Raw genomic sequence first — 23,008 nt, 5'->3', positions numbered from 1 at the left:
ATGGGATCACTGCGACGCCGCCAACGGCATTTAGCACAGCTACTTACACGTTCGATATTTCTGATTATCGCAGTGTTGGTAGTGATCATTGTGATCCAGAACTACCAAGTTAACCGACAAGTCGTCGCCCAAGAGATAGACCGTAGTAAAAAGCAAACTCAGAGCTTGGTCCAAGAGATTGTTGACAACCGACTTAAGTCACTAGAAATTCAACAAGACAGCCACGGTCGGAGCGCATTTTTACTTCAGGGAGTGTTGCAAAATGACGACGCTGCGTTGAATAGCTTTTTCAATGGCTTTGACCAATTGTCACCGGAGCTGTCTCCTGATTTTCGTTTTGTTACTCGCAGCGGACAGACTCTCTGGGATGATGAAAGTGTTGGCTTTTATGGCATCAGTCGCGACAAAATGCGTCAAATGGCTCAAGGGGTTTCGACAGGCTCTGACTGGTACTTATCTCAAGTGACATCTAGCTTAGGCAAGCGTTATTTAATGATTCGTCGCGCGCCAGTTATCGATCCACAAAGTGGTGAAGTGGTAGCCATGTTGTTCGTCGGTGTTGTGCTGAATAATAACTTTTCATTGGTCAACTCTGTACTCCAAGGCAGCAACGCTGATGAAGTGGTCTTGGTGGTGAACAACCAAGTTATCGCCACCAGCAGCAAAGTTCCCGAAATGCAACAAATCGGGTGGTTAGAAAAGTACTCCAGTTCGCTCAACGCGAGTCGTTACATGGTATCGAGAACGGATTTGCTGATTGATGGCGTGCCGACGTTTCTCTCTGTCTACACGGTACAAGACAACACCAATGTACTCAATTTTGTTCGTAACCATTATTGGTGGGTCGTTGCGACCATACTCTTGCTGGTCACCATTGCGCTCATTACCCGCTTTTGGCTTGCAAAGCGTATCTCCTCTGAACTTAATAAGTTGCTTGAGTACACGGGGTCTAGCATTGATAAAAAAGAGTTGGCGCGGTTTCAAGGCGCCAATATTGAAGAATTTGACCGATTAGGCCAGTCATTTCATAACGCCTTCTTACGTCTAAATGAACAAGAGCAGCAGTTTTCGGATTTGTTTAATTACTCACTTACTCCGATAACTTTGTGGAGCACTAACGGGGAGTTGCAACGTGTTAACGCAGCCAGTGAACGTTGCTTCTCGCATGAACAAGCTCGACAGAGCTTAATTGCACAGCTAGAAGGGCAGATAAAAATGTCGGCTCAAGGGGCGACCTTAACCGGAATCAATACCAGTATTTATCGTTCTACGTTTCGTTGGAACATATCGCCCATATTGCGTGATGGTAAGGTTGTCCAAGTGATGGCTCAAGGGCAAGATATTACTAGCTTTGTCGAGGCAGAGAAACAGAGCCAAGCGGCCCGCGAACAAGCAGAGGAGTCTGCTCGTATACAAGCAGACTTCTTGGCTAAAATGAGTCATGAACTAAGAACACCCTTGAATGGTATTTTGGGTGTTTCACAACTGCTAAAAAATCGCATGCACGATCAACAAGACAAAGAGCATATGGAAGTTTTGTGTCATAGTGGTGAGCATTTATTAGCGGTGTTAAATGATATCTTAGACTTTTCGAAAATCGAACAAGGTAAGTTTCATATAGAAAACTCGACCTTTAAATTGATTGAACTGACCACAACGGTTGAAAAGATCTTTGAGCCTCTATGTAGTGATAAGCAGGTCAAACTGAATGTAAGGCATCACAATCTCGCTGGCGTTTACGTTCACAGTGATCAAGTACGCTTAAACCAAATCATTTTTAACTTGGTTAGTAATGCGGTGAAATTTACTCACCGTGGACAAATAGATGTGTTGCTCAATGCCAACATCAAACCCAAGCAGTGTGATTTGACGATTGAGGTCAATGATACAGGCATCGGCATCGAGGAGGCGCGATTAGTGGATATCTTCGAGCCGTTTGTTCAAGCTGAGTCAACCACGACACGTGAGTACGGAGGAAGTGGATTGGGTTTGGCAATTGTTCACAGCCTAGTAACCATTTTGAATGGCCATATTTCGGTAACGAGTAAGGTAGAGCGGGGCACACACTTTGTGGTCAAGATCCCGTTAGAAGTCACTCAAAAACCACCTGTTGCGGAAAATGATAACGGTTTACTCGTTGAGCCTAAACTGTTGTTTGAAGAGTGCTTACATGTTTTGTTGGTAGAAGATAACCATACCAATGCTTTTATCGCTAAGGCATTTTGTGAAAAGTACCGGATGAAAGTGACTTGGGTGCAAGATGGATTGAATGCTATCGAGTTCTTACAAAATGATGCCGATGTTGACTTGATCTTGATGGATAACCAATTGCCAAGTCTAGGTGGGATCGCAGCGACCGAAATCATTCGCGATGAGCTAAAACTCGATATACCCATCTATGCTTGTACCGCAGATGGAATGGAAGAGACCAAGCAGGAATTTCTTCGAGCTGGTGCAAACTATGTCATTGTGAAACCGATTAAAGAGCTCGCGCTCAATAAAGCATTAATCCACTTTAAACAGCGTTACTATAAGGAAGCACACTAAAACTGCGCGCTTCCTTGAGGTTGCTCGTTCAATCAGCGGGCCAACTTTTGATGTGCACGAGAGAAGTGGCCAGCGCAAAAGGCACCCACTATCGAGAGCTCTCCAGCTAAACAGAGTGCGGCGGCTACCTCAGCCAAGGCTTGAGACTTACCTTGTCCGTGTAAACCTAAAATATCCAAACACGCTTTTTGACTAGGCAGTCCTGTCCCTCCTCCAACAGTGCCTAACATTAAGTTGGGCAAGGTGACACAGGCGTACAGCCCCCCTTGTGCATTAAGCTCCATGCGGGTGATACCCACTGCAGACTCCGCCACACACGCGGCATCTTGACCACATGCAATGTAAAGCGCCGCAAGCGCATTTGCGTAGTGTGCGTTTACGCCGATTGCACCACTCAGCGCTGCACCAGTGGTGGTGACTTGACCAAAACGGACCATTTTTTCTGGACTAGTATGAAGATACTTTTCAACTAATGCTTTCGAAAGGTGAACCTCTGCGGTTACTTTCTTTCCTCGCACATGGCGCATGGTGTACGAGTTGGGTTTTTTGTCACCCGATAAGTTGCCGTCAAGAAAAGCCTCTTTTGGCTCAATTGGCGAGTGCTGCAAGATATACTGAAAGACTTGATTGGTCGCAATGGTGACCATGTTTTGACCAGACGCATCACCAGTTTGGTACTCAAATACCAAATAGACCTGGTTCCCTTCAATATTGACATTAATATCTTGGAGCTTGCCATGAGAAGTGGTGGATTCGGCAATTTGCTTGAAACCATCGTACTGTCCTGCCACCCAAGCGACAAACTGCCCGGCATCGATTAGGCTGTCGAACAAGAACGCGGGGGTTCTTGTGACTCCTTCATTGATCAACATGGCACTGGCGCCCCCCGCTGCCGTAATCAATTGCGCCCCTCGGTTATATGAGGCAACCAGCGCCGCTTCGGTTGTGGCGAGAGGCACTAAATAGTCGTTGTCTGCATACAGGCCATTCACTCTCAAAGGCCCGGCGATGCCGACAGGAACTTTTACTGTGCCGATAAAATGCTCGATGTTTTTATTGTAGTCGTGAGCATAGCGCTGGGTTTGTTCATCAAGCAGCAAGTGTTGCTCGGTGCTCTGCGCCAGCTTACTCCAGCGTTTAGCAATGGTTTTGTCCGATATGTATGGACTAGGTGTCAATCGTTGTGTCGCACGTTGATACTTGGGGCTGAGTTTTTGTTCTAGTGTGTTGGCGCTATTATCTGGGGAAAAAAATTGATGTCTTGCGTGCTTTGAGAGATTGAGTTTCGGCATGACGAGCTGTAGAAATAAATTTGTCAGCATTCTAACCGAACTTGTCGTGAACTCAATAAGGGTTTAATGGTTTGCAACAAATTCGAGCGGATTAAACATGGATATCCAACAACGATCCGATCATTTCTTGATCGCGTTGGATGACGTTAGTACCAATTTGGCTGTAGCGCTCAGCACTAGAGAGTTTCGTTAACGCTTCTATTTCGGATGGTTCTGGGACGGGCGCCTTAAACTCGACTTGATTGAACTCGTAGCTATCGTCGTTTGGCATTGAAAGGTTGCGTTGCTGGCGCTGAATTTCAGCCGCGGCTTCTTCAGCCATCTTGGATGACATATCGACAATCTGATAACCCGACTGAACTGAAGATACTGACATACAACACCTCTCTTACAATAAGCTTAAGATCAGTTTGCAATTTGAGCAAGTTGTGCTACGAAAAAAGGCTAGCTATCATTTTCATCTCTTCGTCACTGATAATTGCCCCTTGTGTATCGTTAAGGGTGCTGTTGATCGCCCCTTTTAGTACACGCAGTTGCTGTGGCGTTAGTGTTTTAAGCTGAGATTTCATGAGTTCAAATTGTTGTTGTGTCATATTGATACGCTCTTCAAACGGATTACGTTCACCTTGATATAGGTAAGAGATATCTCCGTTCATCACCTTGCCCCTATAGGATTTAATTATCACTCTGGCATAGTAAAGAAGATTTAATTGACGAGTGTCGGAAAAATGTCGAAATTGTGTCCGAGCCGTGTCAGAGACGCCCGTTGGGGCGTATCTCATGATGGGATTAGAGCGTGTTAGGCCCGACGCGGGCGGCAAACTTACTGGCTAATGAGTGAAGTTCGGGCAGCATTCGGTAGATGAGATGAAGCTGTTGCAGCACCATACGTACAGAACCGTCATCGTCGTCACGCCATTCACTTAGTCTCGATTCCAACGCCGTGTCGTTGATGTTTGACGTATCGCAGACTTCACTGTGTTGATTCAGTTGGTTAAATAAAACGTCTAAATGCTGATGAATCACACGATGCGCATCGAGAATCAATTTATGGGTGGCATCGTCTGCGATTTGTGTTCGGTGCGCGCCTAGTGCTGAAATATAACTTAATAGCGCGTGATTGAGAGTTAAGAAACGATAACTTTCCTCAACGGCCGAGACATAACGCCCCGGCTCTGCCAACATCGAGCTTATCGCAGTGGTCAGGTTCGCGTCTTGGTTGTGGGCGTTGCGTCTCGCAATCCGATAACTCAAGCTATCATTTTTCCCGATACGATATTGACCAATGATGTGCGCGAGGTAGCTTTGATTTGCCGATATCGCATCGGCCATTACCTTGTGCAATCGTTTGGATTGCCAATCTGGGAAAATAGTGACGACAGCCGCGACCGCGAGCGCACAACCAATTAAAGTGTCGGCGATGCGAGGTAAAATAACGTCAAATCCTTCGCCGAGCTGACTGAAACAGAACAAGACTAATATGGTGATAAAACCAGTGGCATAGCCGTAATTTGCTAATCGAAACGCAAAAAAAGCCACCCCGGAGATCACTATCACCAGCAGTTGACTTTCTTGCGATGGAAACAGGGCGAGTAGGGGGACTCCGACCAATAAGCCTGCCACAGTACCGATGACACGAGCCACGAGTTTCTGCCGCGTAGCACTGTAGTTTGGCTGGCAAACAAACAGGGTAGTGAGCAAAATCCAATACCCTCTCTCAATATCAAATAGCTGAATAACACCATAGCCAAAGCTTAAGGCAATCGACATCCTGACTGCGTGACGAAATAGCATTGAGTCGCGGTTAAAGTTGGCTGAAATTCGCTGCCACATGGCTTTGAAACCATGCGCTTCAGTGTCGTCAAGCACATCTTCTTCCAGTTGGTTAGCGTCAGGGTTATTGACCTGACTCAGCTGCTTTTCGACCGTCGCCAAGTTGTTAAACAGGTAGCCAAGTTGCGCCAGTAGCAACCGCCACGTTGGGTGGTTCTGCTGCTGGAGAAAGTGTAAGGAATTTTGCAACTCATCGAGAGCGACGATTGATTCACCGCTGTGCTGATACTCATTGCCGAGACGGATCGCTTGGGCAATCTGACGACAGGATTTGGCTTGATTCTCGAGCAGGTATTTGAATCGAAACAGTACATCGCTGCGAGCAAAATGTTGTGCTAACTCCTGATACCGATAGTGGGTGGAGCTAATGCGTTCATGAATGTCTTGCGCAAGAAAGTAGGTATTGAGAAAACGATCGCTGGCGCCATCGACATGGCCACGTTTAGAACGGCTGAGAAAGGTCGCTTTACATTGGTTTAAAGCATTGACTGTCGCGGCATTTAGCCTTGCCTCTTCGATTCTATAAGGTTGAGGGGTTAAGTTTTCGGCAGGGTGAAATAGTTGACTTTTGGACTCTAAATAATCGGCTAAGTGCTCGAATACCCCGGCTAGACTGTGCTGAACAGGTTTCATTGGTGAGATGAGATACCACATCATCGAAACGAGGTAGTACCAAGTGGCGCCGGCGAGCAATAATAGCGGTTGGAACCAAAGATTGGTGCTTTGATGTGCCCCTAACATTGCGTAGATCGCGATAAGAAGAGAGCCGAAAGCGAGACTAGCGTAACGAGGTCCAATTGCGCCAAGCATGATGAAACCGAATGTCGAACTGAACAGACCAAGCGCAAATAACCAGGGAGTTTGAAACAGTAACTCGATAGAAAACGCGGCGATGGCGAAACAGGTAAGAGTGAGCAATTGCGATTTGAGACGACCGGTAAAGTTGTCATCGTTCTCGGCCAACGCTGCCGCTATCACACCTAAAATCAGCGGTACAATCCATGTATTTAGGCTCAGATACCAAGTTGGGATCACCACGCCCAACAAAGTAACGAGGATAAGCAGGCTATAGTTAACAGTTTGATTAGCCCAAAGATGGCGTAGCTGACTGGTTAGATTCACGTGAACGGTTCTTTTATCGACGACCAAGTAATAGCTTAACAGCTTTATATGGTAACGCCCTGATCTAAATAAAGATACCTTGCAGTTTGCTCACGAAATAGTCAAATAGGACTTGACCATGAGCAAAAGATCGTAATCATGCGTGAATCGCGACTTTGGGCTAACAATTTTTCGACCCAATACGCAAAAATAAACCTAATTCAGTTATCATGCTGGCAACGGATTTTACAGATAAGTGACGCAATGCAGCTATCGGCAAACAAGACTGCTCGTTTTTTTATTCAGCAAGAGTATTTTCAAGTCGAAGTAGCTTCAGATTCCCTAATTATTGGCTCTGAATCGCTCGAAGAACGCATTCCATTTAATGTGTGGAATGGTCAGGTAGACATTAAGCACGGACTATTCTGGTGCGGTTTGCTCTTTTATGCTCATCCCCATCAGCAACAACGTCTCGGATGGTTTGTACAAGGCCTACCAAGAGAGAAGTGCCGAGAGTTCGCCAGGCACGCAGTCGCCAGTTATCAGCAATGGCACAAACATCAGTGTCAACAGTTGTTTAAATTCCTTCCTCGTTGGGAAGAGGCGGTGGTCGATTTTCAGCGTCAGCCAAGCTTTTTGACTCACTCTAAGGTCGAGTTGTGGCGTAAGGAAGTTGAAGATAATTTGCAGGAAATGGGTATGACCCTTGAAGACGCACGACTCAGAATGCCAAAGCGCATGGCGAGCGTTGAACCTTGGATTATCGATCCTGATCAGCAACTCACAATGAGAAACCAAAGCTGGATGGCAACGGAACTTGAAAACTGGCAAGTGTTGTTTTCACAAGTCGAGTCATCGCCACTTAACTTGAGCCAGAAACAGGCGGTCTTACTCAACGATGACAATAATCTAGTGTTAGCAGGCGCAGGATCTGGCAAAACCAGCGTATTGACCGCCCGCGTTGCATATTTGCTGCAAAGTCATTTGGCACGGCCTGATGAAATCTTGTTACTCGCTTTTGGACGCGACGCTGCGCAAGAGATGAAACAGCGACTAGACGATAAAATTGGTTTAAGTGCAGAATCGGTCAAGGTAAACACTTTTCATCAACTCGGATTGAAGATACTCAACAGTCAAGGTGACACTGTCACTATTTCGCCGTTAGCGATCGATGATAATCAGCGTCTAAACTGGTGTATTGATTGGCTTAAAAAGCACTGGATGACACCTACCAATTTCAAACGTTGGCAAAAGCATTTGAACAAGTGGCCCATCGCTTATTTAGCGGGTGATGATGAACTTGGTAGCCACGTGGAGAATCCCAAACTGATTGCTTGGTTGGAAAAGCAATTAGCTCAGCTAGCTGCGATCGCGACCACCAAGAAAGAGATTCAACAACAGCTAGTTGAACACTCAGACTACGCACGCTTAAATAGCGAACTTGCGTTGGTATGGCCTTGCTATCAAGCTTGGCAACAGCACCTCAAGCAGCAGGGTGAAATTGATTTCAACTTGATGATCACTCAAGCGACGAAGCGCGTCACAAGCGGCAAGTTTAAGTCACCTTGGCGCTACATTATGATCGATGAGTATCAAGATATCTCTCCTCAACGCTTAGCCCTGGTTGAAGCTTTGTGCAAGCAAAACTCAGGTAGCGTGCTATTTGCTGTCGGGGATGACTGGCAGTCTATCTATCAGTTCGCGGGCTCGAGTGTTGACCTTACCATCGACTTTTCGACTCGCTTTGCGCACTCAACCATTCACTATTTAGATACGACCTATCGATTCAATGATCGTATCGGTGATGTGGCGAATCGTTTTATTCAGCAAAACCCAGCTCAACTCGCCAAGCCACTCAATAGCCATAAGCAGCAAAAGAGTAAGGCGGTGACATTGATCGCACAAAACCGCATCGAAAAAACTTTAGAGCAACTTAACCGTAGTGCCAAGTCGATACAGAGCGTGCTGTTACTTGGGCGAAATCACTATCATTGTCCAGACTTACTCGCCGAGTGGAAAAAACAGTTTGCGCTGCTCGATATTCGTTACATGACTTGCCATGCTAGCAAAGGCCAAGAAGCCGATTTTGTGTTTGTGGTCGGGGTCGATGAAGGCCAGTTCCCGGCACGAGTCAAAGCACTTCATCTTAATGACGCGCTCACTCAGTCGAGTGATCAGTTTCCATACGCTGAAGAGCGACGCCTTTTTTATGTTGCTTTGACCCGAGCGAAAAAGAAGGTGTGGGTTGCCTTCAATGGTTCTGGATCGTGCTTTGTTAAAGAATTACTAGAGCAAGATTATCCCGTAATCACAGCGAAATAGAGGCGGCACTGATGAGTGGACAATACTGTATTACCCTAACGACGACCAACAGCCAGCAAAATAGCCAACAAATCATTTCAAGCGTTCTTAGTAGGTCGTTGGTCGCGTGCATTCAAACCATGCCAATTCAAAGTCACTATATCTGGCAGGGCAAAGTCTGTTGTGATGATGAAATCTTGCTAGTCATGAAAACCAAACGCAGCTGTTACGCCGAACTGGAGCAGACGATTGTCGAACAGCATGATTACGGCGTACCGCAAGTGGTGCAGATACCGTTCAGCGAAGGATTCAACCCCTACCTTGCATGGCTGGAGCAAAATACACGCTGCTGAACCCATAGAAGAATTAATGACATAAGGGCGCCTAAAGTATCCATCAGCATATCTTTTTGTGCGTCCCAAATGTCTCCCTGCGAACCTAAAAACGCGATCCCCTCATCACCACCTGCTAACTCCGCATACCACCATTCAACGATTTCATAGCCTGCAGCGAGCGCCATGATGGCGAATAACGCGTAACTACTGGCAATCTTTATGCTCAACTTATGACGATGTAACAAGTATTCGGCAATGGGGTAGGCATACAATCCAATAGAAAAGTGGGCGAGTCGGTCAAAATTGTTGCGTTCAGAGTTGATGGCGTCATTGAACCAATCGAAAGGCACATTGGCGAAGGTATATTTCGCACCGATTGTATGTAAACAGAGCCAAATGAACATCAGTAAGTAGGCGGTATTTGAGAATCTAAAGCGCAATGATAGTAAGACAATGAGAGTTAATATCAGCACTGCTGGAATGATCTCAGCTACCCACACTGCGCGTGAGTAAGGGTCGATGGCACTAAAAATAAACACAGCACAGTAGAAAAGTGACAGTGCGATGAGCGTGTTAGCAAGCTTCATAGTCGTTAACTCAATGTAGGGAAGTTTATCAGCTATGATGACACTATATAAAACACTGTTCAATTGGGTTTTTGATACCCTGATAAAGTTCAATTCACAATTTGTGTTGAAAACCTGTGCTGTTGCACACTATTTATGCGGGCAGTGTCGTTTGTGACCTTAACGTTTGCCTTAACAAAATGTCACATTTACAATCGTTTGCCCAAGTTAATAACAAAATAAAAAGTAAAGTCATGAAACTGGAAACCGTCGATTATTTAGCGCCGAATGCCGCTGAACTGTTTGTAAAGTCACTAAGAGAAACGGGGTTTGGCGTACTCAAAAACCACCCAATCCCCAAAGAGTTGGTCGAGTCAATCTACCAAAACTGGTACCAATTTTTTACTTCTGAGCGTAAGAACGAGTTTCATTTTAACGTTGAAACTCAAGACGGATACTTTCCGCCGTCGGTGTCAGAAGTGGCTAAGGGTCATTCGGTGAAAGACATTAAAGAGTACTTTCATGTCTACCCATGGGGGCAAATACCACAAGAGTTAAGTGAACAGATCTTGGATTACTATCAGCGCGCAAACGAGTTCGCACAGCAGCTACTCGGTTGGGTTGAAACCTATGCGCCAAAAGAAGTGCAAGAAAAATTTTCGATTGCACTGTCTGAAATGATCGACGGCAGTGACAAAACATTGCTACGAATTTTGCACTATCCACCAATGACGGGGGATGAAGAGCCAGGCGCAATTCGCGCCGCAGCACATGAAGATATTAACCTGCTGACCGTTTTACCCGCTGCGAACGAACCTGGATTACAGGTAATGAGTAAAGAGGGAGAATGGCTCGACGTTCCATGCGACTTTGGTAACCTTATCATTAATATTGGCGACATGTTGCAAGAAGCCTCCGGTGGTTATTTCCCATCGACGACTCACCGAGTTATTAATCCAACGGGAGAACGTCAAGAGCAATCGAGAATTTCTTTGCCACTTTTCCTCCACCCTAAGCCAGAGGTGGTGCTCTCTGAGCGCTACACAGCTGATAGTTATCTGATGGAGCGCCTGAGAGAGTTAGGCGTTATTTAAATCACAGAGCCGCTTTTCATAGCGGCTCTTTTTTTGGCGCAGACAACAAATGTGAGGGCTCTTGCTCGACAAATGCGAGTGAATAGATTTAAGTAAACTAAAAACAGCTAGGTTGGTTTATGAAACAAGCACATCAAGTTACCGCGCAATTTCAGCACTACATGGAAAATCCACTCTTGTGGCCGATTTTAGATGTGTTGAGAAAACAACCGAGCGGCTGGAAAGTCCATACCCTCGCGTCTCACCTTGGAGAACTCGGTTATATCCCGGCTCTTGACCCAAGCCCGGAAAAAGATTTGTTCAAACGTAACTTTCTGATCATGAATGCCTTGTACCAGTTACAAGAGACACTTTATCCCGACAATTGGCTGCAAGTTGAGGCAATGGATATCGTATTAATGTCGTCTCACCATGTGTCCGGTCATCAGGTTGATCTTCAGGATCCTCTGCGTGATTACTACATTCAATGGCAAAACTATGAGGCCAATGAGGGCGAAGTGAAACGCTTGTTGAATGAGTTTTGGTCAAAATACCGTGAGTTTGTGGGGAGTACCAACGGTAAAGATATGGATCGAGCGAAAGCGTTGAGTCTGTTTGAGCTTCCTTGGGATGCAAGTCCAGCCGAAATTCGCCGGACTTGGCGTAAACTTGCCCTAAGGTGGCACCCCGATAGAGAAGCCGGCAACAGTGAGCGTTTTCGCATCTTATGTGAAGCTTGGAATGTGCTGCGCTAGAAGCGCTTGTTATAAAAAATCATCGCGGCGAATGGCCAAAATTGTTGTGTTCCACCATTTTTGCTTAAAGAAACGATGTTCGATCAACTCGCCTTCAGCCTTCATGCCTATCTTTTGGCACAGCCGGATCGCTGCCCGATTGTCGGAAATGGTCTCCGCGTAAGCTCGGTGAATGTTGAGCTGATTAAAGCCAAACTTCAACAATGCGCGCATCGCTTCTTCGCTTGCTCCTTGAGATTGATGTTGGCGAACTAATCCACAACCAACAGACGCTTGACGTTCGTCCTCGAGTCGCAACCCAGCGATGCCTATGTACTTGCCTGATTGACGCTCTTCAATCGCCAAGTGATACTGCAACCTCGGCACTTGATTAGCTTGCGTTATAAACAGCTCAACCAACTGTCGACACTTTTTCGCCGAGCAGTCTTCATCATTATAGAAACGTTGGTACTTAGGATCTTGGCATTGAGCCGTGTAATGCGCCAAGTCGTGGTCATTAAAGTCGCGTAAACGAAATCGTTCGGTCTCGATAGTAAACATAGTTATAAAAAATAAAGGCACCCAGAGGTGCCTTTATACACGATTAACGGTCACGAGTAAGGCTAGACTGATTTAAACTGAGACTTTCGCATACGATTGAGCGCTGCCATGACGTCAATCACGCGCGGCTTAGCTAAGTCGCCGTATTGGGGCATGGCTGCAGACCAGTTTTCATTCAAGTATTGATTGAACTGCTTAGCCGGGTTGTGACTCCAGTCAGGTTGTTGGGCGAACTGAAACCACAGCCAACCCATCGCATGAAGCTCATTGCTTGACTCTAATTGTTCAAGCGCAGACAGATCGATAACTTCTTTACCAAAGCGAAGCGAGTGGACACCTTTGACCCCAATTCTAAATTTCCCTTCAGCGAGCAGAGTTTGCAGGGCAGAGCAGTTGAACGAGCGAGGTGGGAAGGTCGCCAAACTCGACTCAGATTCATTTTCACGCTGAGTGGGATGTTGCACGATAACTTGCTGCGCTTTTTCGGTTACGTCTACCGCCTGGTAGTCGCTCATTTGAATGACGGTGTCGGCAACATCGAGGTAGTCACCAGACCCGCCCATAACGATAATGGTCGAAATGTCGAGCTCGTCTCTGAGCTGGCCGATTCTGTCGACGAGCGGGGTGATAGGTTCATCCCCTTTACTGACAAGTGCCTGCATACGTTCGTCACGAATCATAAAGTTGGTCGCGGAGGTGTCCTCATCAATTAAAATAGAGCTAGCGCCTGCTTCAATAGACTCTTGTAACCACGCCGCTTGCGATGTTGAACCGGAGGCATCTTGTGTTGAGAAATTATCGGTCGATTTCGCCATCGGCAAATGATTAATGTAATTCGATAAGTTCAAGCTATGCACGCAGCGCCCGTCTTCTGCGCGAATCTTAACGGCATTTAAGTCTGTAACAATTCGTTCTCGCCCATCACCGGGGATATGGTCATAAATAGAGCGCTCTATTGCGCTGAGCAAGGTTGATTTGCCGTGAAAGCCGCCCCCAACAATCAGGGTAATGCCTTTAGGGATTCCCATGCCAGTAATCGTACCCTGGTTAGGCGTTGTTAGTGTTACTTCCAACGACGGCGGTGAAATGAACGCCACGGCTTGCTTCATCGGTAGGTCGCAGTTTCCTGCGATACGCGGTAAAACTGACCCGTTACCGACAAACGCGATCAAGTTATGGGCATCAAGTTGTTGGCGCAGAGCCTGCTGATCTTCAACTATTTCACAGTGTTGCTTAAGCGCACTGACATCCAGCTCTCGTTCTATGGTCGAGCGGCGAACAAACTTAGGAAGGTGAAAAGTAAGCAGATTCGTGGCCTTCTTGCCAAGTACGGAACGACCTTCAGCAGGGAGGTTAACACGGAATCTCAGTTCGATGCCTAAGTCGGTAAACAGCACCGCTGTGCTATCAAGAACCGTTTGACCATTTAAAGCAATATCAATCGCGGATTCTTGTTTGACAAATTGAGCAAAGCAGCGTGCGATGAAGTCGCGGGCTGCTACTTGATATGCGTACGATTTATCTTGGAGCCAACAGAGTCCGGTCAGTGACCAAGGACGGATAACCCGCATTCGTGATGCTGATGCGTAAGGGTCTCCTTGAACGTGGTCAACATGGAGCGTGAAGTCGCTAAAGTCATACTGCCCTTTAATCTGCTGGTAGGCACGGTAGTTTTGCTTTTCGATTTTTTTTAGCGTATTGGTCAGTTTGTCCATATTGAGTTCAATTGTAAGTGGCGACTGGGGCGAGGATTATAGGAATCGCTCGCCGCAGAGTAAAGGTTTTCACGGTCAACTAGGAATAGCTTAAGTGATTGGGATGAAGGTTTTGATTGAGAAAATGATATTCGAACTCATCACATGGCATCGGTTTACCATATAAGTAGCCTTGACCGAAATCGCACTCTTCGTGAATGATGAAATTTTCGTGTTCGGTTGTTTCTATCCCTTCCACCGTTACCAGCAGTTGCAGTTTTTTGGCAATATTGATGATCGACCGAACAATCTCTTTATCCTGCTGGCTATGGTCTAGTTGGTGAACAAAACTCTTGTCGATTTTAATCGCATCAAATGGGAATTTTTTTAGGTAGTTGAACGATGCGTAGCCGGTACCAAAATCGTCCAGCGATAAGGTGATACCTAAATCGCTCAAAGCGCTAAGCGTATTACGCGCGACGATTTCGTCGGCGATCAAGCCACTTTCGGTGACCTCCAACTCTATATAGGATGCAGGCAGTTGATAGGCAGTGAGCAAGTCTTTAAGTTGACTGACAAATTGAGAGCTTTGCAGCTGCACGGCAGAAATATTGATGCTGACTTTAAAATTATCGACGTGGTTAAGCCACTCTGAAGCCTTTTGAATGGCGCTGCGCAGCACAAAGCTTCCTACTTCAAAAATCAATCCGTTTTGTTCTGCCAAGTGGATCAAAGTTTCATTGGAGATATCGCCAAGAATAGGGTGACGCCAACGGAGTAATGCTTCTGCTCCTACCCATTGATGTGTTTCGGGAGCGACTTTTGGTTGAAAGTAAAGCAATAAATCGTCGTTACGCACGGCTTGCAGCAGATAACTTTCGAGTTGATTTATGTTTTTTTGAGTATCTGCGATGTCTTGGCAATAAAAGCTAAATTTATGTCCCGAATCTTTACAAGATTGCATCGCTTCTATTGCGTATTTAAGTAAGTTTTTCCCGCAACGGGTATCCTCTGAGCTCGCGACACCGATATAGCTATGAAGGTGAAGGTGTTCACCCTCCACCATAAATTCTGATTGGCTTACTTCAACCAACTCGCGACACAGTATGTGGGTATCACGATCGAGTTGACGACTCTCAAGGACAAACACTAAATCGTTTGATGAAGGCCGAGCAGTGGTGACGTTAAGATCGTCATGCTTGATTAAGCGATTGCGAAACTCAACCAAAATTGATTCCCACACGGCATAGCCATATTTGGCTTGTATGCGGCGGCCATTAGTAAAGCCAATATGCAAAACAGCAACCCGACGTTTACTGTTCTCTGGTAGTGACAGTAAACGTCGGGTGGTTTCAGACTCAAGTGCGGCGCGGTTGAGAAAGCCAGTTCCGATGTCATGCCTCTGCTGATAACGAATTTTGCGTTCAGCAGCGCGTCGCTTATCTATTTCTTGATTGAGTGAATAGTTGAGCTCAACCAAGTCTTGAGTGCGAGTTTTGACGCGTGATTTGAGTTCGGCGTTCACGTGTTGTAGCCGGTGGTTTTGGTACAGAGTGGTCAGTTGGGCTTCGATAGAGTCGCGAAAGGAGGCCAACAATTGTTGGTATGTAGAACTGAACGGGTTCTCACGGTCATCAAGAACGCAAATCGTGCCAAATACATCGCCATTGGGCCACATAAGCGGTAAGCCGCAATAAGCCACCATTCCCAGTTTAATGTCTGGGTTGTTGCGCCACTGAAGCTCTTTTTCAGCATTACTGACCAAGAGTTGCTGCCTGTTTTTGACGACAGTTTCACAATAAAGGCCGTGGCCAAGAGTCTCTTTATCGCCCACTCTATAAGGGTGAGTTTGATTGTTATTGGCAGAAAAAACTTCAATATGTTGCTGGTGGATTCTCATGATCAGAGCCGCAGGGACTTCGACGATTTCGGCGAGCAAATTGACGATTTCTTGCCAAGCCAGGCTCATTTCCGTCGGAATAATCATGGAGCTGGTATTCAATTTGGACATAAAACATTCCATAGGCAGTAAACAAAAGGGAAGCGATCCTTGCTCCTCAATCTAATAATAGTCGTTGTGATACGTTTGCAGGTAAACTTTACGTCAGCGTCATGCTCACACTCTTATCTATTGCCAGAATGCATCAACAATCCAATAAAAAAAAGCCCGGAGCAGGGCTCTGGGCTATTCAATTTATACTGTCTTAATTATGAGAACCACTTATAGAACAGTATTTTTATTTAATAAGTTTGTCAATATCTATTGGTTGAGCGTAATCGATGTTATCGAAACCAAACCCGTTTAGATTTAAAAATTCGCGTTTAAACCCCTGATAGTCACCCAGTTGCTGGAAGTTATCACCATTCATTTGGGCCAACAGGCGTTTTACTTCATTTTGTGTGTCAGTATCGAGCTCTAAATCGTCAATACGAATCAGCCGTTCACCATCAAGGGGAACCTGGCTCTGACCATAAAGCTTGGTGGTGAAGAGCCTGTGCATTTGCTCGATACACCCTTCGTGTGTGCCCTTTTGTTTCATCACTTTGTATAATGCGATCAGATATGGGCTCAGGCCGGGAATGAACACGCTAGCTTTGGTCACTAAAGCTTTACACACTGCTGCGTAAGCGCCGCCACCAAAGTTTGCCAGTTTGAGATTGAGTGAATGACTTGTTTGGTGCAAGTCGACTTTTGCTCTGCCTAAGGTGCCGTCAAGATAGATCGGGTGGGTGATATCTGGGCCGATATACGAAAAGGCGAGGGTTTTGCAGCCAGGAGCAATTGACTCGGCGTTAATCAGTGCATCAATCCATCTCTCCCAATCTTCTCCGCCCATGACTTTGATTGTTTCACTCGCTTCCTGCTCTGACGCGACGTCGAGTTGCGAAGGTTGCCAGTGATCGTTTTCTAGCAGGAGTGTCGCGCCAGTTACGGGTTCAAGCATTGGCTTGATGGCGGAGCGCCACACTTTGTCGCTATCCGGATCTGGTCTAACACCGCTAGCTACACTATAAACAATCAAATCCACTTCACCTTCAAAGTAGGTTTCAATCGCTTCGATGACGTCAGTTTTTACTTGATTAGAGAAAGCGTCGCCATGGATATTGATGGCTTGACGACCATGCTGCTGAGCGAGTTGTTTGAAATAGTGATCGTTATAAAAGCCCGCTGACCCGGTTTTCCCCTCAGTAGGCGGCCTTTCAAAAGAGACACTGATGGTGTCTGCGTCAGCGCCGCCAAAGGTCAATGCTGTGCGAGCGGCCAAACCAAATCCTGAAGAACCGCCAAGGATCAGAACTCGTTTAGGGCCATCATGAATGGCAGGTGCTGATTTTACGTAGTCAATTTGATTGATGAGAGCCTGTCTACAACCAAGAGGATGGGCACTTCGTGCAACCACACCTTGGATAATGGGTTCGATAATCATTGTTCTTCCTCTAACGGGCATAAGCGTCACACTACACTAACCTAAAGTGGTTGAACGTTTATTGAGCTAGGGCAACTAGAGATGATTAATTAATTGATTAGCAACAAAATTCGATATCCAAGGTTGGGCTTCAGGCTTAGGGTGTAACCCATCGCTCATCATCCATTCCGGCTTAATAATGACTTCTTCGAGAAAGAAAGGGAGTAAGGGAACCGACTTATGTTCAGCGACTTTAGGGTAGATAGCTGAAAACGCGGCTGTGTAACGTTTACCGTAATTGGGCAATACATGGATTTGCATTAACAGTGGTGTTGCGTTGGACTCACGAACCATATCGATCAGTTGCTCGAGATTGGTTTGAATGAGGCGAGGAGGAAACCCGCGCAGACCATCGTTTGCACCAAGTTCGATCAACACGTAATCTGGCTGGTGTTGTTGCAACAAATTGGGCAGGCGAGCCAAGCCATTACCCGTGGTGTCACCAGAAATACTAGCGTTGATAACTTCGACATTTTGACCTTTTTCAGCCAGATCTTGCGTAAGAAGGGAGGGCCATGCGTTTTCAATTGGCATTTGATATCCTGCACTTAGGCTGTCACCTACAATTAACAGGCTCTTAGCATACACAGGGCTCATAAACAGAATTAATAAGACAAGGGAAAATAGTCGCATCATGCAAACGTCCGTTATTAAAGCTCATTCATTGTCAAAAAGAGTCTCTACTAATCAAGAGCAATTAACTATCCTTGAGGACGTTAACCTCGAGATCAAAGAAGGAGAGAGTGTCGCTATTGTTGGCACGTCAGGGGCAGGAAAGTCAACCCTTATGACACTGCTAGCAGGATTAGATACCCCAACCAGCGGTGAGATCGAGCTTCTCGGCCAACCCATTCATCAGCTTGATGACGAGAGACGCGCGGCGATACGCAGTGAATCGGTGGGATTTGTTTTTCAAAGTTTTTTGTTAATTCCAAGTCTGAGCGCGATGGACAATGTCACCTTACCTTGTTTGCTCAAAGGTGATGACGAAGATCAGCAGCGTGCACGGATGCTACTCGATTCTGTTGGCCTTGGTAATCGCCTTCAGCACTCGCCGTCTCAGTTATCGGGAGGGGAGCAGCAGCGCGTTGCGTTAGCGCGTGCTTTTATGATCCAGCCAAAAATATTATTTGCCGACGAGCCTACCGGCAACTTAGACCAACAAACGGCGAGTAAAATTATCGAGCTTCTGTTCGAACTCAACCATCAGCATGGCACCACGCTCGTCTTAGTCACTCACGATCCTAAACTTGCCCAACGCTGTGATAGAACATTTACCATGAAATCGGGTCTGTTGGAGGAGTCATAATGGCAAAAGCAACCGCCAATGGGTTGAACAAACGTTTGTGGTCTTGGAGCATTAGTGAGATTAGACATGGCCAGTTATGGCCTGTGAGTATTGCGCTTACTCTTATCATTGCGTGTATTTTTGCACTCACGGCTTTGGCCGAGCGGATGGAGCAAGTTATCGTCAAACAGGGCAAGCAAGCATTAACTGCAGATACGATGTTTGTCTCGTCGAACCCCATCAACCCGCAATTTTTGGAGGCCACGCAAAACCTAGGCTTGGTGACTTCGGAGCAAACCCGTTTTCGCACTATGGCATTTAGTGACCAAGCGATGAAGCTGATTACGGTTAAAGCGGTTGACAGTCTCTATCCTCTGCAAGGTGAAATGGTTCTGACCGATGACAAGAAGCAGTTCTCGCGCGTCAACCCTGGGGAGCTCTGGTTGGACGAGCGTCTATTCGCTCAGTTAGATGTTTCTATTGGTGACGCTGTCACTGTTGGCGATGCGGATTTTACCGTCAGTGGTCGCATTAGTGAGGAGCCAGGTCTTAGCTTTAATCCTTTTCAACAAATGCCCTCTGCGTTTATCCACAGCAGCGATTTGGAGAGAACTGGCGCAGTACAGCTTGGTAGCCGAGTGAGGTTTAATGTTTACATTAACGGCGATGAACAAACCATCGAGCGTTTAAAGCAGTCAGTTGAGCTGACGCCAAGCGATCGTTGGCGAGATCAAAACAGCGGCAGTCGCACCAATGAAGTGTTTCAACGCACCCAGCAGTATTTGTCGCTCACAGTGGCGATAGTTGTGATCATGGCCGCGACCACCTTGGTGCTCACTTGCCAGCATTATGTCGCAACTCGCCGTAAAACCATTGCTATGCTGAAAAGTCTTGGCGCGAGTAAGCGTTGGATAACCCACTGGTTAGCGATACAGGTTCTGATCTTACTGGTAAGCGCTGTCATCCTTGGTGTTGGGCTCGGGGTACTACTCGAGTACTTGCTGCGTATTCCTTTGGTTGATCTGTTGCCTAACCCTTTGCCAAGTTACGGCATCAAGCCAGTGGTGGTGTCTGTGCTGACCAGTACCTTGATTGCCGTTCCAGCCCTTGGCATTCCATTACTGGGGTTAATCAACATTAGCGCGGTCAACGTAATGCAGCCACAAACGAACAACGAGCAAAAACGTACTCGTTATTGGTTGGTGTTGGTTCCGATCGTACCGATGATCGCTGCGTATTATGACAACCTGTTGGTGTGGATAGTGTTGGCAGGTATCGCTGCGCTCTTTGTGATTCTGGCGCTTGTCAGTGTTACGCTGACTCGCCTGCTTGCCAAAGCGCCCCTTAATACCTCGTTTAAACTGGCATTGAGCCGGATTAACCGCTCAGTGACCGCGACGGGGATTCAGTTTGGCGCTTTGGCATTGTCCTTGATGTTGCTGTCTACAATGTGGCTAGTGCGCACGGATCTGCTTTCTGATTGGTCGCGCACACTCCCCGAGGATGCGCCGAACGCGTTTGCACTCAATATTGCTCCCTACGAAAAAGATGCCTATTTACAAGTGCTTGATGACAACAACATCGAACGTTCTGATGACTACCCAATTATTCGTGGTCGTTTAGCTCAAGTAAATGGTGCCGACGCCAAACAGGTTGCTCACGGTGAAGAAGCGAGTGATGCATTGCGGCGAGAAATTAATTTTACTTTTGCATCCGATATTCCCGCACATAATGAAGTGGTACTTGGCTCGTGGAGCCAGCAGGGCGGAGTGTCTGTCGAGTCGGACGTTGCTCGGGATCTCGGACTCAAAATTGGTGATGAGTTGAGTTTTGTGATTAATAGTCAGCAAGTGAGTGCAACCGTCAATTCTATCCGAAAAGTTGAGTGGCGCGATATGAAGCCGAACTTCTACTTTATCTTTACTCCTGATGTGCTGACCGACATCCCAGCAACGTATTTAGTGAGTTTCAGAGTGGAGCAAAGTAACGATGGGTTGCTCAATCAATTGTCACGTCAACATCCCACCGTTAGCTTGATGGACATACGTGTAATGGGGGAAAAAATCCAACAACTCCTAGCGCAGATTGTGTGGTCAATTACCCTGTTGGCAGGGATTGGTGTGTTGTCGGGATTGTTGCTAATTTTTACTCTGCTTAGACTGAGCTTAGGCCAACGTCAAGATGAGATTCAACTTTATCGGACGTTAGGGGCGAGCAAAAAGCGGGTAGAGAGAACGATTTGGGCTGAGTATGGATTGATGGCATTGATCGCCAGTGTGATTGCGATTCTCGGCTCGGAATCTGTTGTGGCAGCTATCATGTGGTTTGGCTTTGAACTGTCACCGAACCTTCATGCTATGCTGTGGTTAGTCCTGCCGATTAGCACCTTCTTCACACTGGCACTGGTTGTGAATAGTCTGATAAAACGGCTACTAATCCCTATAAATAAAGCAGTTAGCTAATACGTAAATGGCTAAGTTGTTCAGTTATCCACAAAAACGGTGGATAAAGTTTGGGATAACTTAGCCTGTAGATAAGTGAAGTTTTGCCATAGCCCAATAGCGGTATAGTCCTTGGCGGATTTGTTATTCACAAAGATGATTATTTCTTAAATATCAAAATTTGAGTCAAGTTTTTTTTTCAATTTTTTTAGGTTTAAAGTTCGCATTTTTACCCTGTAAAAAATGTGATTTTTTTCGCCCAACATAAGCAGTAAAATGTTCCAATAATGAACGAATTAGCAAAACAAATGCAATCTGAACAACAGCCTTCAACTGGTTCAAGAGTCGCGGTGATCGGTGGCGGTATTGCGGGCGCAACCGCGGCGGTTCACCTTGCCGAGCTTGGTATCGATGTGACGTTGATAGAAAAGGGCTCCAGCTTAGTCAGCGGCCCACCGATCTGTCATTTACACGCTGGTGGAAATTTGTACAGAGAGATTTCGACTGAGCAGTGTGTCGTATTGCTCAAACAGTCGATAGATACCGTTCGTCTCTATCCACAAACCGTCAATAACCGGCCTACTGTTATCGCCGTGCCACATAGCGATGGTGGTTGCCCTGAACATCTATTGGCTCGCTTGGACACCATACAGCGATGCTATCAGCAGTTAGTTGAGTCAGATCCTGCTAATCAAGTGCTGGGTGATCCGCAGAGCTACTACAAGCTTTACACTCGATCTCAAATTGAGTCGTTGGCAAAACAGCAGCAGCCTTTGAAGCCGAGTTCGATGGATGAATGGCTGATTCCGTTTGCAAAACACGCTGACCTCAATGCACTGAAATTTCCCGTTGTTGCGGTCTCAGAGCCGGGGTGGAGTGTATTTCGTCTGGCTGCCTCAGCCACACTAGCACTCGAGAAAATTGCTAATTGTCAGTTGATGTTGAACACTAAGGTCGTTGGTATTGAAGAGGCCTCTCATGGTTGGAGAATAGAGTTTCTCAACGAGCAGCAACACGTTGACAGCCTAGAGGTTGATTATTTGGTCAATGCTTGTGGCTATGAAACTGGCTCGATAGACGATCTGGCTAAAAAGTCGCGCCAGAGATTAGTGGAATTTAAGGCGGCGTATGTCACTCGTTGGCAGCATAATGATGAGCAGTGGCCTGAAGTGATATTTCATGGGCCAAGGGGCACTGATAAGGGCATGGCCCAGTTGACCCCTTACCCAGACGGTGTATTTCAGTTGCATGGTATGACCAAAGATATCACTTTATTTGACGATGGTTTGGTGGCGAGTCAGCATGGATCATCTCAACCGAAACTACCCTCCAGATTGTTGAATAAGATCCACAAAGGCTGGGACCCAGAGGTGATGACGCAGCGTAGCCGCCGTGCGATTGAGCATATGGCCCAGTTTATTCCAGACTATGCCAGTGCGAATGAGCATGGCACGCCCTTGTTCGGAGCTCAGCAAATCCCAGGGCATGATGAAACATTAAGGGCTGCGGACGTGACGTTTGAAGGCGAACACTATGCTCGCATAGAGGTGGTAAAAGGGTCATCTGCGCTGGAGGCAGCGATGAAGCTGGTCAAACAGTGGCAGCTGACAAACGACACGAACAAAAGCATCGAAGAGCTGCACCCCGTGCTCAACGGTTTAACCGCGAAGGAAGTGGAGCGACGAGCCGAACAATTGGCGATTTCAAGAACCTATCCCGAGCAGTTAGCGCAGTATTATGGTGAGTGAAATAAAGGGGCGACCTAAGTCGCCCCT

The 23,008-nt window shown here is 46.5% G+C and carries 18 protein-coding genes; 8 read left to right on the top strand and 10 right to left on the bottom strand.

Translation table 11 applies throughout. The annotated features are described in order from the left end of the window. Complete coding sequence (gene luxQ, locus FCU94_RS13770) at positions 1-2,547, top strand: quorum-sensing autoinducer 2 sensor kinase/phosphatase LuxQ (RefSeq protein ID WP_176289083.1); 2,547 nt, start codon at positions 1-3, stop codon at positions 2,545-2,547. Between the two features lie 32 nt (positions 2,548-2,579). Here the strand turns inward: luxQ and FCU94_RS13765 are convergent, their stop codons facing one another. The 4 genes from FCU94_RS13765 to yccS form a co-directional block, all read right to left on the bottom strand. Then, positions 2,580-3,839, bottom strand: a complete 1,260-nt coding sequence (locus tag FCU94_RS13765) for a hydroxymethylglutaryl-CoA reductase (RefSeq protein ID WP_176289198.1) — start codon at positions 3,837-3,839, stop codon at positions 2,580-2,582. 91 nt (positions 3,840-3,930) lie between these two features. Continuing rightward, positions 3,931-4,215 carry a hypothetical protein gene (locus FCU94_RS13760; RefSeq protein ID WP_176289082.1) on the bottom strand — a complete coding sequence of 95 codons (285 nt, stop codon included), beginning with the start codon at positions 4,213-4,215 and terminating at the stop codon, positions 3,931-3,933. A 55-nt stretch (positions 4,216-4,270) separates the two neighbouring features. After that, a complete protein-coding gene (locus tag FCU94_RS13755) occupies positions 4,271-4,495 on the bottom strand; it encodes a hypothetical protein (protein ID WP_176288829.1) in 225 nt (74 codons plus the stop codon). A 133-nt stretch (positions 4,496-4,628) separates the two neighbouring features. Further along, positions 4,629-6,794 carry a YccS family putative transporter gene (gene yccS, locus FCU94_RS13750; RefSeq protein WP_176289081.1) on the bottom strand — a complete coding sequence of 722 codons (2,166 nt, stop codon included), beginning with the start codon at positions 6,792-6,794 and terminating at the stop codon, positions 4,629-4,631. A gap of 243 nt (positions 6,795-7,037) precedes the next feature. On the opposite strand from yccS, the gene helD reads away from it, so the two are divergent. Together helD and cutA are read left to right on the top strand one after the other, a co-directional pair. Beyond that, positions 7,038-9,095 (top strand): DNA helicase IV, encoded by a 2,058-nt coding sequence (gene helD / locus FCU94_RS13745; RefSeq protein WP_176289080.1) that lies wholly within the window; start codon positions 7,038-7,040, stop codon positions 9,093-9,095. An 11-nt stretch (positions 9,096-9,106) separates the two neighbouring features. Continuing rightward, positions 9,107-9,427, top strand: coding sequence for a divalent-cation tolerance protein CutA (cutA, locus tag FCU94_RS13740; protein WP_176289079.1), 321 nt, complete (start codon positions 9,107-9,109; stop codon positions 9,425-9,427). Here cutA and FCU94_RS13735 read toward each other — a convergent pair. Continuing rightward, positions 9,391-9,996 (bottom strand): DUF2238 domain-containing protein, encoded by a 606-nt coding sequence (locus FCU94_RS13735; protein WP_176289078.1) that lies wholly within the window; start codon positions 9,994-9,996, stop codon positions 9,391-9,393. The genes cutA and FCU94_RS13735 overlap by 37 nt on opposite strands. A 233-nt stretch (positions 9,997-10,229) precedes the next feature. Here FCU94_RS13735 and FCU94_RS13730 point away from each other — a divergent pair, with 233 nt between their 5' ends. Together FCU94_RS13730 and FCU94_RS13725 are read left to right on the top strand one after the other, a co-directional pair. Beyond that, positions 10,230-11,069, top strand: coding sequence for an isopenicillin N synthase family dioxygenase (locus FCU94_RS13730; protein WP_176289077.1), 840 nt, complete (start codon positions 10,230-10,232; stop codon positions 11,067-11,069). A 119-nt stretch (positions 11,070-11,188) separates the two neighbouring features. After that, complete coding sequence (locus FCU94_RS13725; protein WP_176289076.1) at positions 11,189-11,803, top strand: DNA-J related domain-containing protein; 615 nt, start codon at positions 11,189-11,191, stop codon at positions 11,801-11,803. Between the two features lie 9 nt (positions 11,804-11,812). Here the strand turns inward: FCU94_RS13725 and FCU94_RS13720 are convergent, their stop codons facing one another. The 5 genes from FCU94_RS13720 to tesA form a co-directional block, all read right to left on the bottom strand. Continuing rightward, positions 11,813-12,343 (bottom strand): GNAT family N-acetyltransferase, encoded by a 531-nt coding sequence (locus FCU94_RS13720; RefSeq protein WP_176289197.1) that lies wholly within the window; start codon positions 12,341-12,343, stop codon positions 11,813-11,815. A 62-nt stretch (positions 12,344-12,405) separates the two neighbouring features. Next, positions 12,406-14,058, bottom strand: a complete 1,653-nt coding sequence (locus tag FCU94_RS13715; protein ID WP_176289075.1) for an ABC-ATPase domain-containing protein — start codon at positions 14,056-14,058, stop codon at positions 12,406-12,408. Positions 14,059-14,137: 79 nt separating this feature from the next. Then, the gene (locus FCU94_RS13710; RefSeq protein WP_176289074.1) at positions 14,138-16,048 is read right to left on the bottom strand and encodes a sensor domain-containing phosphodiesterase; all 1,911 of its coding nucleotides are present in this window, start codon (positions 16,046-16,048) and stop codon (positions 14,138-14,140) included. A 226-nt stretch (positions 16,049-16,274) separates the two neighbouring features. After that, on the bottom strand, positions 16,275-17,465 hold the full coding sequence (fabV, locus tag FCU94_RS13705; RefSeq protein WP_176289073.1) for an enoyl-ACP reductase FabV: 1,191 nt from the start codon (positions 17,463-17,465) through the stop codon (positions 16,275-16,277). 75 nt (positions 17,466-17,540) lie between these two features. Then, a complete protein-coding gene (gene tesA, locus FCU94_RS13700) occupies positions 17,541-18,140 on the bottom strand; it encodes a multifunctional acyl-CoA thioesterase I/protease I/lysophospholipase L1 (protein ID WP_176289072.1) in 600 nt (199 codons plus the stop codon). Here tesA and FCU94_RS13695 point away from each other — a divergent pair. From FCU94_RS13695 to FCU94_RS13685, 3 genes are all read left to right on the top strand, one after another. Further along, positions 18,139-18,813 carry an ABC transporter ATP-binding protein gene (locus FCU94_RS13695; RefSeq protein ID WP_176289071.1) on the top strand — a complete coding sequence of 225 codons (675 nt, stop codon included), beginning with the start codon at positions 18,139-18,141 and terminating at the stop codon, positions 18,811-18,813. The genes tesA and FCU94_RS13695 overlap by 2 nt on opposite strands. Then, a complete protein-coding gene (locus FCU94_RS13690) occupies positions 18,813-21,254 on the top strand; it encodes an ABC transporter permease (RefSeq protein WP_176289070.1) in 2,442 nt (813 codons plus the stop codon). The genes FCU94_RS13695 and FCU94_RS13690 overlap by 1 nt, the downstream gene beginning before the upstream one ends. Before the next feature lie 287 nt (positions 21,255-21,541). After that, positions 21,542-22,981 carry an FAD-dependent oxidoreductase gene (locus FCU94_RS13685; protein WP_176289196.1) on the top strand — a complete coding sequence of 480 codons (1,440 nt, stop codon included), beginning with the start codon at positions 21,542-21,544 and terminating at the stop codon, positions 22,979-22,981. Positions 22,982-23,008 lie beyond the last annotated feature (27 nt).

Source organism: Vibrio sp. JPW-9-11-11 (genome assembly GCF_013369335.1).
Classification (GTDB): domain Bacteria; phylum Pseudomonadota; class Gammaproteobacteria; order Enterobacterales; family Vibrionaceae; genus Vibrio.
This window is presented reverse-complemented; position numbering and strand designations above follow the sequence as displayed.

Excerpts from the sequence above, each read along its gene's own strand:
- luxQ (WP_176289083.1), top strand. The coding sequence starts at position 1 with ATGGGATCACTGCGACGCCGCCAACGGCATTTAGCACAGCTACTTACA.
- FCU94_RS13765 (WP_176289198.1), bottom strand. The coding sequence starts at position 3,839 with ATGCCGAAACTCAATCTCTCAAAGCACGCAAGACATCAATTTTTTTCC.
- FCU94_RS13760 (WP_176289082.1), bottom strand. The coding sequence starts at position 4,215 with ATGTCAGTATCTTCAGTTCAGTCGGGTTATCAGATTGTCGATATGTCA.
- FCU94_RS13755 (WP_176288829.1), bottom strand. The coding sequence starts at position 4,495 with ATGAACGGAGATATCTCTTACCTATATCAAGGTGAACGTAATCCGTTT.
- helD (WP_176289080.1), top strand. The coding sequence starts at position 7,038 with ATGCAGCTATCGGCAAACAAGACTGCTCGTTTTTTTATTCAGCAAGAG.
- cutA (WP_176289079.1), top strand. The coding sequence starts at position 9,107 with ATGAGTGGACAATACTGTATTACCCTAACGACGACCAACAGCCAGCAA.
- FCU94_RS13735 (WP_176289078.1), bottom strand. The coding sequence starts at position 9,996 with ATGAAGCTTGCTAACACGCTCATCGCACTGTCACTTTTCTACTGTGCT.
- FCU94_RS13730 (WP_176289077.1), top strand. The coding sequence starts at position 10,230 with ATGAAACTGGAAACCGTCGATTATTTAGCGCCGAATGCCGCTGAACTG.
- FCU94_RS13725 (WP_176289076.1), top strand. The coding sequence starts at position 11,189 with ATGAAACAAGCACATCAAGTTACCGCGCAATTTCAGCACTACATGGAA.
- FCU94_RS13720 (WP_176289197.1), bottom strand. The coding sequence starts at position 12,343 with ATGTTTACTATCGAGACCGAACGATTTCGTTTACGCGACTTTAATGAC.
- FCU94_RS13715 (WP_176289075.1), bottom strand. The coding sequence starts at position 14,058 with ATGGACAAACTGACCAATACGCTAAAAAAAATCGAAAAGCAAAACTAC.
- FCU94_RS13710 (WP_176289074.1), bottom strand. The coding sequence starts at position 16,048 with ATGTCCAAATTGAATACCAGCTCCATGATTATTCCGACGGAAATGAGC.
- fabV (WP_176289073.1), bottom strand. The coding sequence starts at position 17,465 with ATGATTATCGAACCCATTATCCAAGGTGTGGTTGCACGAAGTGCCCAT.
- FCU94_RS13695 (WP_176289071.1), top strand. The coding sequence starts at position 18,139 with ATGCAAACGTCCGTTATTAAAGCTCATTCATTGTCAAAAAGAGTCTCT.
- tesA (WP_176289072.1), bottom strand. The coding sequence starts at position 18,140 with ATGATGCGACTATTTTCCCTTGTCTTATTAATTCTGTTTATGAGCCCT.
- FCU94_RS13690 (WP_176289070.1), top strand. The coding sequence starts at position 18,813 with ATGGCAAAAGCAACCGCCAATGGGTTGAACAAACGTTTGTGGTCTTGG.
- FCU94_RS13685 (WP_176289196.1), top strand. The coding sequence starts at position 21,542 with ATGCAATCTGAACAACAGCCTTCAACTGGTTCAAGAGTCGCGGTGATC.